Source organism: Sphingobacterium faecale (assembly GCF_016746095.1).
GTDB classification, from domain to species: Bacteria; Bacteroidota; Bacteroidia; order Sphingobacteriales; family Sphingobacteriaceae; genus Sphingobacterium; species Sphingobacterium faecale.
In genome coordinates this window covers 380549-397676 of record NZ_JAERTY010000008.1, presented here as the reverse complement: position 1 = coordinate 397676, position 17128 = coordinate 380549, and the positions used below count along the sequence as shown (strand labels likewise).

The following is a 17128-nucleotide window of genomic DNA, read 5'->3' as shown; positions in this document are numbered from 1 at the left end:
AAAAGTGATACCATTCTGTACAAAAACTTCATAATTCTACTGAATCACAACTAGAAACAAATCACACGTGGATGTGCTTGCTGTACTCTTGAGTAATATGCATAAAGAAATTCTATAAAAAAAGCGTCTCTTTTAGCTATAGTTACCGCAGAACATATAACCAAACAAGACGCTTACTCCAGAACAAGCTATAATACCTAAGCCTCTCCTTTTGTTCCTCCAAAGTTCAAGGGAAACGGCACATCCTTAGAAGATATGGAACCATTCTGTCCCTCAAACCGATTAACATTATCCTGCAATGCTCCCAATAAACGTTTAGCATGTTCAGGCGTCAATATAATCCTAGATTTCACTTTTGCTTTGGGCAACCCAGGCATAATTCGGACAAAATCCAATACAAACTCGGTATTCGAATGTGTGATTATAGCCAAGTTAGAATAGATTCCCTCCGCAACCTCTTCACTTAACTCAATACTGATCTCATTATTATCGCCATTTGGCATATTATTATCGTTATTCATTTTATTTTATGTTTTTATTTCAATCTCTAGTTACATCGTCACCTGACAACTTGTTAACCTGATAGCTCGATAACACGATAACTTGTTAACCTGATAACTTGTTGACTTAATAAACCTATTTCGTAAAACTTCTAAAATCCTGACCATCCTGTATCGTCAGCACCATCTCGTATATAAGACGTATCACATTATCCACATCTTCCTTATGGATCATTTCCACTGTAGTATGCATATAACGCAATGGCAGGGAAATTAACGCCGAAGGGACTCCGCCATTAGAATACGCAAAAGCATCTGTATCCGTTCCCGTATACCGTGAAGAAGCCTGACGTTGAAAAGGAATTCCATTTTTCTCAGCCACTTCCACCAACAAACGGTTCAGATTGATCTGTACAGCTGGTGCATAAGATACTACAGGTCCTTTTCCGCAAGCGAGATCTCCTTGGGTTATTTTATTAATCATCGGGGTCTGCGTATCATGGGTCACATCCGTCACGATAGCCACATTAGGCTTGATGTAGTCAGCAATCATCTCAGCACCTCTCAAGCCGATTTCCTCCTGTACCGAATTCACGATATACAAACCAAAAGGAAGCTTCCTTTTATTCTCTTTCAATAGACGCGCTACTTCAGCAATCATAAAGCCACCAGCACGGTTATCCAATGCACGCCCTACATAATAGCGATCGTTAAGCACCATAAATTCATCTTCATAAGTCACCACCGATCCCACATGTATACCCAGAGCCTCCACTTCCTCTTTAGACGTACAGCCACAATCTAGAAAAATATTCTTCAACGTAGGAGCTTCCTCTTTCTCCCCCGAGCGCGTGTGGATTGCTGGCCAACCAAATACAGCTTTCACTATTCCTTTGTCTGTATGAATATTCACACGTTTTGAAGGAGCGATCTGATGATCAGAACCACCATTACGGATTACATAGATCAAACCATCTTTCGTAATATAATTGACGAACCAAGATATCTCATCAGCATGCGCCTCAATGACCACCTTATACTTCGCTTTTGGGTTGATGATACCTACCGCAGTACCGTAATTATCAATATAAGTTTCATCTACATAAGGCTTTAAATAATCCAACCACAATCTCTGCCCTGCCCATTCAAACCCTGTAGGCGAAGGGTTATTTATATATTTTTCAAAAAATGTCAGTGATGTTTTCGTAACAACAGATTGATGTTCTACTTCTTTACTACTCTTCTTTGCCATATCTAATTAGTTTGCTCACAAAATAAAAATAATTATGCTAATCCTAAAATATATACAATAACAATTGGCGAATGCCAAGCATTTTATCTAAGTTTACTTCGCAAAAAATTACACTATGGATTTTATCTTTAATGCTATTCATTGGAATATAGACCAAGAGTTGTTCAAAATTGGCTCTTTCGGAATCCGTTATTATTCTCTCTGTTGGTTACTGGCCTTCGCTCTTTCCTATGTGCTTATGCTCAAGGTATTCAAAAGAGAAAATAAAACACAGGAAGACCTAGACAAACTCAGTATCTACATTTTCGTGGGGATACTTCTCGGCGCCCGCGTCGGTCATTGTCTATTTTACGAATTTGACGAATATATCACCAAGCCTTGGATGATGTTTCTCCCTTTCCAAATCGACGCCCGTGGCGAATGGCATTTCACTGGATTTCAAGGATTAGCGTCCCATGGAGCAGTAATAGGCACACTCATAGCCCTATACCTTTATGCTAGAAAAACAAAAACAGACTTCCTCTGGATTGCAGATCGCCTCGTACTAGTAGTTCCTATAGCTGGTGCCTTCGTACGCTTAGGTAATTTTTTTAATTCCGAGATTATCGGTAAACCTGCTGACCCTAGCTTACCTTGGGCTGTAATATTCGAAAATGCAGGCCTGAGACCTGCCGAATTAAATATGATTCCTAGACATCCGGCACAATTGTATGAAGCCATCGGTTATGTCATTCTATTCCTTATACTTTGGAGTATGTACCAAAAGAATAAAAGTCCAAAACCAGGACTATTATTCGGATTATTTTTCGCAGTACTATTTGCTATACGTTTCTTTATGGAGTTCTTCAAAGAGAATCAAGAAGACTTCGAGGCAGACATGCTGTTCAACATGGGACAACTACTAAGTATACCGCTAATAATTATAGGTTTATACTTTATATTTAGAAAACCTAAACAACATACCGTTGTAAAAAAATAAACATAAAGCCCCTTTACTAAGGGGCTTTTATTTTGATAATTAGTATGCACAAAAACAAAAAATTAATCCTCTTTATCCTTGGCCTCCTATCCGCAATAGGCCCCTTCTCTATCGATATGTACTTACCTGCATTCGAAACTATTTCCAAAGACTTCAACACCTCCATCGATAAAGTTCAGTTATCGCTTACAGCATTTTTCATAGGAATAGCCATTGGACAGATTATCTACGGCCCGCTTTTGGATAGATTTGGCCGCAAGAAACCATTGATCATAGGTCTTTGTATCTACATAACCACTTCCATACTCTGTGTATTCACCAGAGATATTGAAAGCCTCATTGTCCTCCGTTTTCTACAGGCACTAGGCAGCTGTGCCGGAATGGTTGCTTCTAGAGCCATGGTACAAGACTATTATGAGCCGCAGGAAGCTGCTCGTACTTTTAGCCTATTGATGCTCGTCGTCGCCATCTCTCCGATATTAGCACCTTCCGCAGGGGCATTTCTAATGGAACATCTAGACTGGCATTACATCTTTATAACACTAGCCTCACTAGGCGTGCTAATCATCATTGGCACCATTTTCTTTCTACCAGAGAGCTACAAAGGGAATCCCGATTTTTCTCTGCTCCCACCCGCCATAGTAAGCCAATACTGGAACGTCTTCATCAACAGAACATTTATCAGCTATTGCCTTATTGGATCTATCGCTGCGGCGGGTCTGTATGCTTACCTTGCTGGTTCTTCCTTTATTATTCAAGAATTATACGGACTTTCCAAAAAAGAGTATGGGTTGATATTTGCTTTTGTGGCATCAGCACTCATCATAGCTACACAGCTTAACCGTCAGTTTCTGAAACGCTGGACAATGTCTGAAATTAGCAGGATAGCAAACTGTGGGCAGGCACTCGTAGGCATAGCGATGTTAGTGACTGTATGGACACATACCCTCAACCTTCAGGTTCTAATAGCTTTAGTTTTTGGCTATCTTCTGTGCCAAGGTTTCATCTTCCCCAATACCTCCGCCATGGCATTGGCACCCTTTAAACGGACAGCGGGAAGTGCATCGGCATTATTAGGCTGTCTCCAGATGGGATTAGGGGCCGTCTCATCCGGCATAGTCAGCCTCTTTCACAATGGAACAGAAGCCCCCATGCTGCTAGTTATGTGCAGCTGTGCATGTATCGCTTTACTATTACACCTCTTTGCCGTACCTCCCCGCGAGGGTACACAGGAAGTTAAATAAGACTTTCTATAGCCAAGCGATAACTATCCAGGCCAAAACCAAGGATTACTCCTTTACAATTCTTCGAAAGATAAGAATGGTGCCTAAATGCCTCTCGTTGATGTACATTCGAAATATGTACCTCGACGACAGGCGTATGTATTGCGGCGATAGCATCCGCTATAGCCACTGACGTATGCGTATACGCCCCAGCGTTAAGGACAACACCGTCAAAATCGAAACCCACTTCATGAAGCTTATCAATAAGCATCCCCTCCGTATTGCTTTGGAAATAATACAGATCTACAGCCCCATACTTGTTTTTCAAAGTCTCAAAGTATTCTTCAAAGGATTGATCCCCATATATACTCTTTTCCCTAATCCCCAACAAGTTGAGGTTAGGTCCATTCATTATCAATATTTTCTTCATAGATCCAGAACAATTGTCAGCTTAAGCAAGCACCGTATAATAAACTACCGCTTAAAGAAGTAAATATATTAAAAATCGTTGTAAAAACTACGGAACGACGAGCGCAATCCAACAGAGATCACACCCGATTTTTGAGTCGCCTGATCTTCAATCTTACGGTACCGTTGCGTATAGCCCAGCTCCAACCTCAAATTATACTTCGGGTTCAATACATAAGCAGCTTTCGCATCAGCATAATATAGGTTATTCTTTACCCCTTGTCCGATTTTATTTCCATATACATTTGGAATGGTGTTATAGGATTGGAATATATCTCCCCCCATATTCGATCCATCCGCCGGATCAGTACCAAACAGATTATACATTCCTTGTAAAGAGAAATCAAAACGTTTCCAGGAGTAGTTTGCTATACCGACCAACTCTCGAAAGTTAGCCCCACGAGGATGTGCCAATGGCTCACCATGATTGCTATAATTAGATATCGAAGAAAAATGCTGATAAGTATAAGGTCGAGCGAGATTATACTCACCAAGGAAATTAAGATTTTTTACACCAAAAGCATCAAACCCACGCACACCGATTTGTGCTCCCCATTTATTGTGGGCATAGCCGTTGTTAGCAAAGAACTCCTTAGCCGTAAACTCGCCAAGCAAAAACTGTCCATATACAGACACATTTTTCAACACCTTATACTTTGCATTCAGTCCCAAGAACATCTTGTCCGGAGAAGAAGAATTATTAGATTCTACAGGTCTTAAGAAGATAACAGGGTTCAAGTAGTTGAAGTCAAATCCCCGATGTCCAGCCTCATTTTCATTCGCCCAGGTGATAGCCTGGAAAAAACCTACAGACAATCTATTGGTCGCATTATAATCCAAGTATTGAAAAGCCCCCCATTTGATACCGTCGCCTAGTCTAGCAGCAGGATCGGCAGGATCTATTCTCGGGTTCTTCTGATCGAGCATATACGCCCATATGGAGGTATACTGTACATTACCTATTGTCCCTGTTAACTTCAGATGCGTATAGTTTCCTGAAAAATCAGACAGTAACATCGAACGGTAGCCATCTCCGATATGGTTTTTATCATAAGCCAACGTAGTTTGAAAATAAGGACTAAAATCATACGTAAGACTAGCAGTTGCATACATCCAATCCTTTACATTTTTTGATTGGTTCTTAACCGTACCATGCCCTGGCATTACACCATTTGCTAAGGCATAATCATCAATATACTTAGGATACACCCCTTGATTCTCAAAAAAGTTCGTATAAAACGTTAGTTTATCACCGATTGTCAATCCGGCCTGAAAGCCACGCCCATTCAGCCAGGTCGTTCTTTTGTCCGTCCCCATCAATTCCGAGCCAATCTGAAAATCTGGCAAAAAATCCATGTAAAAGGTATGATCTTCCTTTTCCACCTGCACTAGATGCTCATTGAATAGCTTACGCATAAACCAATTTTGAGACTCCGTAGGATTTGCAGATGCTAGCGAATCCCTACGGTCCAAAAGCCTACCTTTATATAAAAAGGGCTTAGAAGAGGTATGTAAACGCGTATCTGTAGAATATAGAATATCACTGTATTTTTGTGTTTGCTGAAATGAATAGGGGTGATTCTGCACTTGCGCCCGTAAGCTAATCAGGGAACCGGATAATAAAAACGTCGCCAATAAACCGGTAGTAATCTTTCTATTCATATGCTCTTGCTTTTTAAAACTTCTGTGTCATTATCAAAATCCATTCCCAATTCCTTGCGCAAAGGTAAGTTTTTTTCTGAAACGCACTAAAACAGTCATTTTTAAAAGAATGTTTATTAACACCTCTTTGTGGGGGCAAAGAACGGAACTCCTAAAATCAAGTCATCAATTAAAAAATTGAAACAAACGACAACAAACACTGCTAAAACGTTTTTACTATTGTTTCTGTAAATTTTTATTTGCATATTGCTGTCTAAATTTGGACCATAAACACAACATAAATTATAATGAAACGCAGAACATTCCTACAACAGAGTGCCCTCTTAGGAGCAGGTGCCTTAGCGAGCAAGCTCTCTTTTGCAACCGGAACAATGACATTTCCTACGGTACGTATCGCTGCCGACAAGAGACACTTCAGCAGCCCCATTGTCGAAAATGCCATAAAAGAATTTCAAAAAAATGTCAAAAACCCAGAATTAGGTTGGTTATTCAACAACTGCTTCCCCAATACGCTCGACACTACTATATATGACGAGTCTACAGCAGAAAAAAAACTGACCTACGTCATTACTGGTGATATCGATGCCATGTGGCTCCGAGACAGCAGCGCACAAGTATGGCCATACATTCCTTTTATGAAAAAGGATCCCAAGCTTAAAGACTTGATCTTAGGCTTAATCAATAAACAATCGCAATGTATCAATATCGATCCTTATGCCAACGCTTTCTATAATGACCCGACTAAAAAAGGTGAATGGTTTTCTGACCACACCCAAATGAAGCCCGGTATACACGAACGCAAATGGGAGATCGATTCCCTATGCTACCCCATACGATTGGCACACCGCTATTGGAAAGAAACTGGTGACACGACACCATTTGATGCAGAATGGATCAAAGCTCAGGAAAGTACTTACAAAACCTTTGTGGAGCAACAGCGCAAAGATAGTCTCGGTCCCTACAATTTTTCACGTACCACATCACGAGGGACAGACACCCTACAGGTTGATGGCTGGGGATACCCCGTCAATCCAGTAGGACTTATATGCTCAAGCTTCCGTCCTTCGGATGACTGTACAATATTCCTATTCCTGATTCCATCGAATTTGTTTGCAATCAAAAGCCTACGTCAATCCGCAGAAATCCTAAGAAGCATCAATAATACCGAGTTGGCAGGAAAAATGGAGAGTTTAGCTCATGAAGTAGATCAGGCTGTGCAGAAATACGGTATCATCAACCACCCACAACACGGACGCGTATACGCATTCGAAGTAGATGGCTTCGGTAGTTATATGATGATGGACGATGCCAATGTACCTTCACTCCTTGCCCTACCCTACCTAGAATCCATAGATGTCAGGGACGAAGTATATCAACGTACCAGAAACTATATACTTTCAAAAAACAACCCTTTCTTCTTCAAAGGCACCGCTGCCGAAGGAGTCGGAGGACCACATATCGGACGGGACATGATTTGGCCCATGGCAATCATTATGCGTGCTTTCACATCAACCGATGATAATGAAATAAGGGAATGTATCAAGACACTGGCCGCAACGCATGGTGGCACCGGCTTTATGCACGAATCATTCCACAAAGACGACCCAAAAAAATTCACACGACACTGGTTCGCTTGGGCCAATACCCTATTCGGGGAGCTCCTATGGAAAACCTATAAAGAAAAGCCTCATTTATTGGTTTAATAATTGCTTGAGATTAATTTTTTTTAAGGAGATTTGTACCAAGATTAAAAAAAATAAAAATCTAATTTGCGCTTTATAACCGTTGCTCCGAAATATCGGAACCGGTTCTCGCTAAGTCCCGAGTTAACCTCGGGAACCCTAGCGGAGAGATCTTAAGACATAGTTTCCGCTAGATAGTCCATAGACCTCTCCACAAGGTCGGGGTGACGTGCCATACTAAATAAAAAACATATGACGAGTGGTCCAATAGGCATTTTTGATTCAGGTTACGGAGGACTAACAGTATTTAAAGAAATACAAAAGCGACTACCTCAATATGACTACATATATCTAGGAGATAATGCTCGCGTACCTTATGGCACACGCTCCTTCGAAACCGTTTACGAGTTTACCAAAGAATGCGTATTCAAACTATTCGATCTAGGTTGCAATTTGGTGATATTAGCTTGTAATACTGCATCAGCCAAAGCCCTTCGTACCATACAACAGCGGGATTTACCTTCCGGAAAAAAAGTACTAGGAGTCATCAGACCTACCACCGAAGCAGTTGATCAATACACCAAGACCAACAAGGTCGGCATACTGGCCACACAGGGTACAGTCCTATCGGAGTCCTATAAAATAGAAATACATAAGTTTCATCCCGAAATAGAAGTTTTCCAACATCCCTGCCCATTTTGGGTGCCTCTGGTTGAAAACAACGAAATCCATAGCGAGGGGGCACACTATTTTATACAGAAAGACATCGAATCCATATTATCCCTTTCGGAGAATATAGACACACTCGTCTTAGCCTGTACCCACTACCCGTTGTTATTGCCTATTATTGAACAATATGTACCCAAAGGCATAACGATCTTATCACAGGGCAAACTAGTAGCAAAAAGTCTAGAAAATTACCTACAGAGACACCATGAAATAGAAAACAGCTGCAGCAAAGAGCAACAGACAACCTTTTACACAACAGATAATGCCGCAGACTTTGAGCAGAAAGCCACCATCTTCTTTGGACAAGATATAACGGCTAAGCATATTAAAGTATAAAAAAAGTCCTGGAAGATATTTTCCAGGACTTTTTTATACTTTCTATTTATTCTGTAACGCCAAAGCATAAAGCTTCATTTGCTTGACCATAGACAACAACCCATTTGCACGCGTAGGAGACAAATGATCCTTCAAGCCTATCTGATCAATAAAATATAAATCAGTGTCCAATATCTCCTTCGGACTGTGTCCAGACAGCACCTTCACCATCAGACTCACCAGTCCCTTGGTAATGATTGCATCGCTATCCGCAGAAAAATACAACTTACCATCTTTCAGCTCCGGATATAACCACACCTTGGACTGACATCCCTTTATGATATACTGTTCCTGTTTATACTGCTCCTCTATTAAGGGCAACTCTTTTCCCAGTTGAATGATATATTCATATTTCTCCATCCAATCCGAATAGAAAGCAAAATCTTCCACCAATTCGTCCTGTACTTCGTTTATCGTCATCTTAATTCTCGAATTTACCTTTTTACAACTTCACCTTTTCACCTATCCTTTACCGCAACATATTCAACGCACGCTCCAGACCAGCAATAAAAACATCTACATCTTCTTTCGTATTGTACATCGCCAGACTCGCACGTACTGTACCTGGTATTTCAAACTGATCCATGATCGGTTGAGCACAGTGATGTCCCGTACGGACCGCTATACCTTGCTTGTCAAGGATAACACCGATATCATAAGGATGTACCCCCTCCACTACAAAAGATAATACCGAAGACTTTTTATCAGCTGTTCCGACGATACGCACACCTTCTATCACGCCCAACTTCGCTGTAGCATACGCCAACAACTCGTCCTCGTAGACCTTGATATTGTCAATACCGATTTCATTGATATAATCAATAGCAGCTGCTAGACATATTCCCGCCTCAATATTAGGCGTACCAGCTTCAAACTTGAATGGCAACTCATTATAAGTAGTCTTCTCAAAAGAAACATCCTTGATCATATCCCCACCACCTTGATAAGGAGGCATCGCATTCAGCCACTTTGCCTTACCATATAGCACCCCCACTCCCGTAGGAGCATACATCTTGTGCCCCGAGAACACCAAGAAATCAACATCCAATTTCTGAACATCAACCGCAATATGCTGTACCGCCTGCGCTGCATCCAATAATACCGGAACATCATGCTTATGAGCCACAGAAATAATTTCCTCGACAGGATTGATAGTACCCAGTGCATTGGAAACATAAGTCACAGATACAATTTTAGTCCTATCCGAAAACAATTTCGCATAAGCCTCCATATCCAACATACCTCGCTCATCCATAGGAATCACCTTCAGCACACAGCCCTTCTCATCACACAACATCTGCCAAGGCACAATATTCGAATGATGCTCCATTGCCGAGATAATGATTTCATCACCCTCACCGATAAAAGCCTTACCGTAACATTGAGCTACAAGGTTAATACTATCTGTTGTCCCTTTCGTAATGATTATCTCCACCTCTTCCGCAGCATTAATAAAGTCTTTCACCTTACGGCGAGTCACTTCAAATGCATCCGTAGAGATTTGACTGAGATAATGCACCCCACGATGCACATTAGAGTTCATATCCGAATAATAATGGATAATAGCATCGATGACCGATTGCGGTTTTTGCGTAGTAGCACCGTTGTCCAGATACACTAAAGGCTTACCATTCACCTCTCGTTTCAACAATGGAAAATCAGCACGTACTTTATGGATATCAAATGTTTTCAAGACGTTTCTAAGTAATTTTGAGGTACAAAGTTACTATATATATAACCAAATAGTATCAAGATAGTGTATTCTTTTTGGTTTTATGTTATGCAACAAGGTAATGAATGGTATGTCATTTTTTAAGGAACCATTAAAATATCTTTTGTCCTTGACAGGACAGGGCCTTCATTTTTTGCTTGATCAAAAAACGAAGCAAAAAAATCAAGACTGTTTAGCCTATGTTCATCACAGCACGTAAAGCTATCAAGGCGGTTTCCTAGGTCTCCATTACGCTTGTCCACCCCACAAGACTGGAACCGAGCTTGCGAGCTCACCAAAGGTAAATCCTTATCTATTGCAAGATGTACCGTTGTGAAAAGATAGCTTTACGGCTTTTGACTCCATATGCTATAAGGTCGATTTCTCAAAATTTTACACCTTGTTCGCAGCTTCTTTCACTTTGAAAAATGTCACCTTGTCGGGTTGCCAACTGCAGGTATGGGAAGACTTTGTGGCAAGCCGGCACAGTGACGAGTTTTTTGTGTACTTTTTTGCGGAAAAAAAGTACAGGCAAGTCACGGCCTGAGTCACAAAAAGATATCGATAATAAATCTTCATTAAAAATCATCTATACCCCAATATTTAAATCAAGCTTTTTTCCTCCACATTCGTGAATGCTAAGCATTTTAATTAATTTTGTATTAATTATGCAAGAAAAACCCTTAAATATACCCGAAGGATCCCGTAAGGAAGTGATGACTTACCTAGAACCCTTCATGCTCAATGAGATGAGCGAGTATCTTAAGCCCATAGAGCAGATGTGGCAACCAGCAGATTTTCTGCCTGATGCTTCCCGCAGTACGTTCTTTGAAGAGGTTCGCGATTTGCAAGAAAGTTCTCGAGAACTCCCCTATGACCTAGTAGCCGTTTTAATCGGCGATACAGTCACAGAGGAAGCTCTTCCCACTTATGAGTCTTGGCTGACTATGGTAGAGGACGTAGAGAAAAACGAACAAGGAGGCTGGATGAAATGGGTACGTGCATGGACTGCAGAAGAAAACAGACATGGCGACTTGCTGAACAAATACCTCTACCTATCCGGCAGGGTCAACATGCGCGAGTTCGAGATGAGCACCCAATATCTTATCGCTGACGGCTTCGATATAGGTACAGGCGCAGATCCCTACCGCAACTTTATATACACCTCTTTTCAGGAGCTGGCAACCAACGTATCACACCGCCGCGTAGCAGGTATCTCCAAAAAAAGCGGCGACAAATTATTGGCTAAAATGTGTGGCGTTATTGCTGCCGATGAAGCCAGACACGCCAAAGCCTATATGTCATTTATTTCCAAAGCACTGACTGTCGACGCCAGCGAGGTTATGTTGGCCTTCGAAGATATGATGCGCAAGAAAATTGTGATGCCCGCCCACTTCTTAAGAGAGTCAGGAGGCCCACAAGGAGAAGCATTCGCACACTTTTCCGATGCCGCACAGCGAATGGAAGTATATACAGCATTAGACTATATCGACATCCTAAAAGAATTACTTAGCGAGTGGAAAATCGACCAAGTATCAGGATTAAATGAGCAGGGCGAAAAAGCAAGAGACTATTTGATGAAACTTCCCGATCGCTTGGCCAGATTGGCCGACCGCATCAAAATCCCCGAACTACAGTACAAGTTCAAGTGGATATATGGATAACAAAAAAACCGTCATTTTATATGACGGTTTTTTGTTATCCATAAATATTATTCAAAAAGACCTCGGCTTCATCTTAGTGTGTCTCACTCTTAAAACACGAATTACTCCTTTCGAATATCGATAAGACAAACGATATTTATATATTTCAAATGCCCTAAATGTTCCGTCATTATCAGTTTTATATTTATCTAAAGTATTAGCTTCAGGATTAACAGCGGCTTTCTCTATACTATCGACAATTTCAGACACGACCATTAAAGCATTTTTAGCCGAATCTACACTGATATGCTCAAAAATATGCTTGAGTTGCAATTGTGCGCTTTTCGTCCATACAATACTTACTTTTTTCGCTACCACGACTTAATAGCATTTTTCAGCTGTTCATGAGTTATATACTCTCCTCGTTCAAACTCTTTTTCCCCCTCTAATAAGTCCAGATTATAATCTTCGACCGTAACTGTCTTATCTTCTTTTCTCGCTTTGATAAAGGTTTTAAGCAACTGCACGACAGACCTCTTCTCCGACTCATCCAATTGAGTAAAGTAGCTAAGCATTTCATTTTCAATAACTGTTGCCATAACTTTATCTATCATCTTATTAATCAAAGTTAGTAAAGCCATTTTAATATAACAAATCATCTAACAACTGCTCAGCTAGTATTCCTCTATCTCAATAAAACCAGCGATCAAGCAGGTCCCAAAAAAACTTTTCATCAGTACCATATTGCTTTAATATACGCCTCCAAGTCTCTTTACCAAATTGGATTTCATTTCCAAAACTATCTTTATAGATCCATCGATCAAATATATCTTTTTCAAGCGAAGCTGTTTTTCTACCTTCCGTATATTCCAACCCACCCCTCAAGTTCCTTTTAAATATAGACTTCGTCCCATTCAACTGCTCCTGAATATTGGTATTACCGAATATATCCTTACCCTCTTCTAATTTATACCCCTTATTATCCTCAATTATTGTCTTATCAAAGATATCTATCTTGAAAGTAGCCTTATACTCCGAACTCCGTTTATTTTCCCGCACCAACCTTCTCAGCATACGAGCCTGCGCCTCTTTATCAGCCCTTAAGCCAGGTTCCATTTTATCGAGATATTTCTTTTCGTAGTGCAGCTTGTTCTTCCTGCTATCCGTAAAAACCAGATCATCAAAAATGTTTTTCTCTAAACTTGCTTTATACTGTCCGTCAATAGATTTAAATTGGAGATTGCCAAAAATATCAGTATCCACAGTACCTCGCTGCGCAAATAGCAGACTAGATGACAATAACATTGCAAGGATAATTATAAGTTTCTTCATACACATAAGGTTCTTTACAAAGGTAGACTAGTTAATACACCATTGGTTTATTCAACTGCTCATTTATCCATAACAAAATCATTACTCTCATAAATCTAAGTTTGTCAAGCCAATTTTATACGGACAGAAATCCACAAAAAAATAACGTCTTTAGAATTAAAGACGTTAAGAGTATATGCAAAGCTATTCTCTAGCTATGAAAAAACAAGTTTTATCCCCGTCATCTCGATTGCAGCGAAGCGGAACAGAGAAAGGTAATTCTACATTAAGGCTGTTCTTAATGTATCAACATCATATTCTGGACAAGCGCCTGCTTGCGTTGCCACAAAGGCACTAAGCAATACCGCGCTCTGCATACTGTCTTCTATGGTTTTCCCATTTAATCTACTCGCCAAAAATGCTGCTAAAAATGAATCCCCACTGCCGATCGTATCTTTCGGAATTATCTGCTTAGCGGGTACTTGGTAAGAAAACTGCGATGAATAATACCGAGCACCTTCGGCCCCTTTGGTAAGTATAATTTCATTCAATTTAGGAAATCGAACTAAAATATTTCTTAATATGTCCGTTTCATTCGGATCAAGTGTCCCTAACCATTCCCCCAGTAGGACGACTTCATCTTCATTGATTTTTAATGTTTGAGCATGGCTTATCAGATCGAAAATAATATCTTTCGAAAAGAAAGGTTTCCGTAAATTAACATCAAGAACCACCCAATTAGCTAATTTTAAATACATCAATAGCGTGCTTCTTGAGACCTCGGTCCGGGCAACTAAACTGCCGAACACAAAAGCATCTGCTTGACCGATAGCTGTAGCAACACGCTCTTCATAGGTAATATGATCCCAAGCCACATCTTCCACAATCTCATAAGTTACTGAACCATTCTCTTTAAGATGAACCTCCACACTAGAAGTGGGATGATCGTCAGTCGTCCGCAGATACTCAAGATCGATTTCTAAGTTTTTCATTTCTGAAACTAACTTACGGCCAGAAACATCATCTCCAACTTTCGAAATAATTTTACTCGATATGCCGTTTTTACTTAAATGGTAACAGACATTTAACGGCGCACCACCGACACGTGCTCCTTCTGGCAGCTTATCCCAAAGCACCTCTCCAAAACATATAACTTTCTTTTCCACGTATATCTCTTAAAATAGTATTGTATCTATATATTGCCCTAATCGATTCTCCCGTATAGCGGCTATGGCATCCTTATATTTCGAATTAAAGTTCGTAATATCGGATAATTCACCAAAAACAGGACTGTAAGCCAAAAAATCGTCCGCAGAATCCAATTCGTCCTGAAAAACCCTTAGCCACTCTTCCTTCAAACTATCCTGCACATACGCCATATTGTCATCCCACATTTGTTTGTTTAAATACTTCCACCAAAGTGCAACAATCAGAGCAGATATATCTATCCTACTGTCATTACGCTTTAGCTGCTTTTGAATTGTCGGTAAGACGAATTTTGGAAACTTATCTGAGGTTCCCGAAATTATCCTTGCCGTACTATCATTGATCATCGGATTAGCAAAACGAGTTCGAACCTGTTCAAAATATTGCTTAAAATCAACTCCATCAATCGGCTCCAATACCGGAATCACCTCTTTATCAACAAACAATTCAAACAACTTCCAGATTGTCCTGTCCTGAACTGCATCGTGTATTCTATCATAGCCAAAGGCATCTCCTAACAAACCTACCAAGGTATGTCCTGCATTTAATATGCCTAATTTCATACCTTCGTACGGTGCAACATGCTGAACAAATTGTACACCCACCTGGTCAAGTGGAGGGAAATCGTCATGGCTAGCAGGCATCTCTATCACCCATTGGAAAAAGTCTTCGGACACCACCAAACAATTGTCACGCAATCCATACTGTTCTTCAAAATTGTCTTTATCTTTTTCTGTTGTTATAGGTGTGATCCGATCGACCATACTATTGGGAAAGGTAAACTCGCTCGCCACCCACTCCCTAATCTGAGTATCATAAGCCTCAAGGAAAGATAACAAGGCCAAACGTAAGACATCTCCATTCCCTAAGATATTATCACAGGACATCATTATTAATGGTGTCCCTCCCTGTGCCATTCGAGCGGCTAAGCCGGCAGCTAAAAAGCCAAAAACTGTTCTAGGTCGACCTCTGTGCTGCAAATCATACTGGATATCAACATTATCTATCTGAAACTGATTTTTATCAAAATCAACCAGATACCCACCTTCTGTTATCGTAAAACTGATGATCTTTGTGTTGGGATTTGCAATTTTATCAATTATACCCTGCGTATTTAAACTGGAATGAAGCATATCCTTGATAGTAGATATCAAATATGTTTTCTCCTTTTTATCATAAGCTATCGTCCGCAAGGCGTAAATATGATCTTGTTGATTAAAGTGCTCGACTAACTTTAAATCATTGGGCATTAACCCTACACCCGTAATTTGCCATTTTTGGTATTGTTCCGGATCAGTATTAATAAGCTTTGCTAAAGCAAAAGCTTGATGCGAACGATGAAATCCTCCAATACCTATGTGTACAATTTGATTTTCAACGTCCAAAGCGCCTCCATTGAGTATAGTAGCAGAGGAAGCCAATTGCTTTGCCGTCTCCTTGTTTAACGTATTCATAAATTACTTTTGATGTTTTTGAAAAATAACAGCGACAATAATGATAACCCCTTTTATCAATTGCTGCAAGTAAGAAGTAACGTCCAGTAAATTCATGATATTCCCAATCATAGCCAATATAAGTACGCCCAAAAGGGTATGCCAGACACTTCCTTTACCTCCGGAAAGGCTAGCTCCTCCGATGACGACTGCTGCTATAGCATCCAATTCTAAACCAACACCAATATTGGGTGTCCCAACTCCTGTTCGACCAACAGTAAGTAACGCGGCAAGCGCCGTCAAAAATGCACAAACTACATAAACAACAAACTTGGTCCTTTCAACTGATATTCCCGATAAACGCACGGCTTCTTCATTAGAACCGACCGCAACGATGTGACGTCCGAGCACGTGGTAGCGAAGTAGGCAATATACCACTCCAAATACAACAAACAGTATAAAAGCAGAATAAGGAATACCCAACAAACTACCTGTACCCAATGTCAAAATCGCAGATGAATGTTCTCCTATCGTAATTGGAGCACCCTTTGAGAGTAAAAAACCTGCACCACGAACAATAGTCATTAAGGCTAATGTAGCTATGAATGGTGCTACTCTTTGATAGGCAACTAAATAACCGGAAAAAGCACCAATTCCGACACCTACCAGCAAAGAGATTACCAAACCCGCACTATAGTAGACTTCATGGGAAAGCACAGCAAAAACCACCCCGATACATGCAAGGATTGATCCAACAGATAAATCAATTCCTCCGGTTAAGATAACGAGAAACATACCAATACTCACCAAGCCTATAGGAGCCACCTGACGTAAGAGATTAGTAAGGTTTGTCATCGTCAAAAAAGACTCAGAGAGCAAGCTAGAAGCCAGCAACAACACAATAAATATAATGAAGGTATTATTTTTAATTAGTTTTTCTTTCATAATTCACAA

General features: G+C 40.4%; 17 protein-coding genes. 5 read left to right on the top strand and 12 right to left on the bottom strand.

The window, feature by feature from the left end; genetic code table 11:
• Positions 1 to 197: 197 nt before the first annotated feature.
• Positions 198 to 521: a DUF3467 domain-containing protein gene (locus tag JKG61_RS15695; protein ID WP_202103887.1), complete on the bottom strand. Its 324-nt coding sequence runs from the start codon at positions 519 to 521 to the stop codon at positions 198 to 200.
• Positions 522 to 636: 115 nt separating this feature from the next.
• Complete coding sequence (locus JKG61_RS15690; RefSeq protein WP_202103886.1) at positions 637 to 1752, bottom strand: M42 family metallopeptidase; 1116 nt, start codon at positions 1750 to 1752, stop codon at positions 637 to 639.
• A gap of 115 nt (positions 1753 to 1867) precedes the next feature.
• Between JKG61_RS15690 and lgt the strand changes: the two genes are divergently transcribed.
• Both lgt and JKG61_RS15680 read left to right on the top strand, forming a co-directional pair.
• Positions 1868 to 2731 (top strand): prolipoprotein diacylglyceryl transferase, encoded by an 864-nt coding sequence (gene lgt, locus JKG61_RS15685; protein WP_202103885.1) that lies wholly within the window; start codon positions 1868 to 1870, stop codon positions 2729 to 2731.
• Positions 2732 to 2775: 44 nt separating this feature from the next.
• Positions 2776 to 3975: a multidrug effflux MFS transporter gene (locus JKG61_RS15680; RefSeq protein ID WP_202103884.1), complete on the top strand. Its 1200-nt coding sequence runs from the start codon at positions 2776 to 2778 to the stop codon at positions 3973 to 3975.
• Here JKG61_RS15680 and aroQ read toward each other — a convergent pair.
• Together aroQ and JKG61_RS15670 are read right to left on the bottom strand one after the other, a co-directional pair.
• Positions 3968 to 4384 carry a type II 3-dehydroquinate dehydratase gene (aroQ, locus tag JKG61_RS15675; protein ID WP_202103883.1) on the bottom strand — a complete coding sequence of 139 codons (417 nt, stop codon included), beginning with the start codon at positions 4382 to 4384 and terminating at the stop codon, positions 3968 to 3970. The two genes, JKG61_RS15680 and aroQ, sit on opposite strands and share 8 nt — an antisense overlap.
• 68 nt (positions 4385 to 4452) lie before the next feature.
• A complete protein-coding gene (locus JKG61_RS15670; RefSeq protein ID WP_202103882.1) occupies positions 4453 to 6084 on the bottom strand; it encodes a gliding motility protein RemB in 1632 nt (543 codons plus the stop codon).
• A 287-nt stretch (positions 6085 to 6371) separates the two neighbouring features.
• On the opposite strand from JKG61_RS15670, the gene JKG61_RS15665 reads away from it, so the two are divergent.
• Both JKG61_RS15665 and murI read left to right on the top strand, forming a co-directional pair.
• On the top strand, positions 6372 to 7787 hold the full coding sequence (locus JKG61_RS15665) for a glycoside hydrolase family 125 protein (protein ID WP_202103881.1): 1416 nt from the start codon (positions 6372 to 6374) through the stop codon (positions 7785 to 7787).
• Positions 7788 to 8018: 231 nt separating this feature from the next.
• Positions 8019 to 8831, top strand: coding sequence for a glutamate racemase (gene murI, locus JKG61_RS15660; protein WP_202103880.1), 813 nt, complete (start codon positions 8019 to 8021; stop codon positions 8829 to 8831).
• Positions 8832 to 8873: 42 nt separating this feature from the next.
• On the opposite strand, the gene JKG61_RS15655 is transcribed toward murI, so the two are convergent.
• Together JKG61_RS15655 and JKG61_RS15650 are read right to left on the bottom strand one after the other, a co-directional pair.
• Entirely contained in the window at positions 8874 to 9290 is a 417-nt protein-coding gene (locus tag JKG61_RS15655; protein WP_021069960.1) for a SufE family protein, read from the bottom strand.
• Positions 9291 to 9339: 49 nt separating this feature from the next.
• Entirely contained in the window at positions 9340 to 10563 is a 1224-nt protein-coding gene (locus JKG61_RS15650) for a cysteine desulfurase (protein ID WP_202103879.1), read from the bottom strand.
• Between the two features lie 686 nt (positions 10564 to 11249).
• On the opposite strand from JKG61_RS15650, the gene JKG61_RS15645 reads away from it, so the two are divergent.
• Positions 11250 to 12245 (top strand): acyl-ACP desaturase, encoded by a 996-nt coding sequence (locus JKG61_RS15645; protein ID WP_202103878.1) that lies wholly within the window; start codon positions 11250 to 11252, stop codon positions 12243 to 12245.
• Between the two features lie 51 nt (positions 12246 to 12296).
• Here the strand turns inward: JKG61_RS15645 and JKG61_RS15640 are convergent, their stop codons facing one another.
• The 6 genes from JKG61_RS15640 to JKG61_RS15615 all read right to left on the bottom strand — a co-directional run bounded on the left by JKG61_RS15640 (position 12297) and on the right by JKG61_RS15615 (position 17119).
• Positions 12297 to 12602 (bottom strand): type II toxin-antitoxin system RelE/ParE family toxin, encoded by a 306-nt coding sequence (locus JKG61_RS15640; protein ID WP_202103877.1) that lies wholly within the window; start codon positions 12600 to 12602, stop codon positions 12297 to 12299.
• The gene (locus JKG61_RS15635) at positions 12596 to 12865 is read right to left on the bottom strand and encodes a hypothetical protein (RefSeq protein WP_202103876.1); all 270 of its coding nucleotides are present in this window, start codon (positions 12863 to 12865) and stop codon (positions 12596 to 12598) included. The genes JKG61_RS15640 and JKG61_RS15635 overlap by 7 nt, the downstream gene beginning before the upstream one ends.
• Before the next feature lie 49 nt (positions 12866 to 12914).
• A complete protein-coding gene (locus JKG61_RS15630; protein WP_202103875.1) occupies positions 12915 to 13556 on the bottom strand; it encodes a hypothetical protein in 642 nt (213 codons plus the stop codon).
• A gap of 260 nt (positions 13557 to 13816) precedes the next feature.
• Positions 13817 to 14701: a carbohydrate kinase family protein gene (locus JKG61_RS15625; protein WP_317192411.1), complete on the bottom strand. Its 885-nt coding sequence runs from the start codon at positions 14699 to 14701 to the stop codon at positions 13817 to 13819.
• A gap of 9 nt (positions 14702 to 14710) precedes the next feature.
• The gene (locus JKG61_RS15620; RefSeq protein WP_202103874.1) at positions 14711 to 16195 is read right to left on the bottom strand and encodes a mannitol dehydrogenase family protein; all 1485 of its coding nucleotides are present in this window, start codon (positions 16193 to 16195) and stop codon (positions 14711 to 14713) included.
• A gap of 3 nt (positions 16196 to 16198) precedes the next feature.
• Complete coding sequence (locus JKG61_RS15615; RefSeq protein ID WP_202103873.1) at positions 16199 to 17119, bottom strand: ABC transporter permease; 921 nt, start codon at positions 17117 to 17119, stop codon at positions 16199 to 16201.
• Between the last annotated feature and the right edge of the window lie 9 nt (positions 17120 to 17128).

Excerpts from the sequence above, each read along its gene's own strand:
- JKG61_RS15695 (WP_202103887.1), bottom strand. The coding sequence starts at position 521 with ATGAATAACGATAATAATATGCCAAATGGCGATAATAATGAGATCAGT.
- JKG61_RS15690 (WP_202103886.1), bottom strand. The coding sequence starts at position 1,752 with ATGGCAAAGAAGAGTAGTAAAGAAGTAGAACATCAATCTGTTGTTACG.
- lgt (WP_202103885.1), top strand. The coding sequence starts at position 1,868 with ATGGATTTTATCTTTAATGCTATTCATTGGAATATAGACCAAGAGTTG.
- JKG61_RS15680 (WP_202103884.1), top strand. The coding sequence starts at position 2,776 with ATGCACAAAAACAAAAAATTAATCCTCTTTATCCTTGGCCTCCTATCC.
- aroQ (WP_202103883.1), bottom strand. The coding sequence starts at position 4,384 with ATGAAGAAAATATTGATAATGAATGGACCTAACCTCAACTTGTTGGGG.
- JKG61_RS15670 (WP_202103882.1), bottom strand. The coding sequence starts at position 6,084 with ATGAATAGAAAGATTACTACCGGTTTATTGGCGACGTTTTTATTATCC.
- JKG61_RS15665 (WP_202103881.1), top strand. The coding sequence starts at position 6,372 with ATGAAACGCAGAACATTCCTACAACAGAGTGCCCTCTTAGGAGCAGGT.
- murI (WP_202103880.1), top strand. The coding sequence starts at position 8,019 with ATGACGAGTGGTCCAATAGGCATTTTTGATTCAGGTTACGGAGGACTA.
- JKG61_RS15655 (WP_021069960.1), bottom strand. The coding sequence starts at position 9,290 with ATGACGATAAACGAAGTACAGGACGAATTGGTGGAAGATTTTGCTTTC.
- JKG61_RS15645 (WP_202103878.1), top strand. The coding sequence starts at position 11,250 with ATGCAAGAAAAACCCTTAAATATACCCGAAGGATCCCGTAAGGAAGTG.
- JKG61_RS15635 (WP_202103876.1), bottom strand. The coding sequence starts at position 12,865 with ATGGCTTTACTAACTTTGATTAATAAGATGATAGATAAAGTTATGGCA.
- JKG61_RS15630 (WP_202103875.1), bottom strand. The coding sequence starts at position 13,556 with ATGAAGAAACTTATAATTATCCTTGCAATGTTATTGTCATCTAGTCTG.
- JKG61_RS15620 (WP_202103874.1), bottom strand. The coding sequence starts at position 16,195 with ATGAATACGTTAAACAAGGAGACGGCAAAGCAATTGGCTTCCTCTGCT.
- JKG61_RS15615 (WP_202103873.1), bottom strand. The coding sequence starts at position 17,119 with ATGAAAGAAAAACTAATTAAAAATAATACCTTCATTATATTTATTGTG.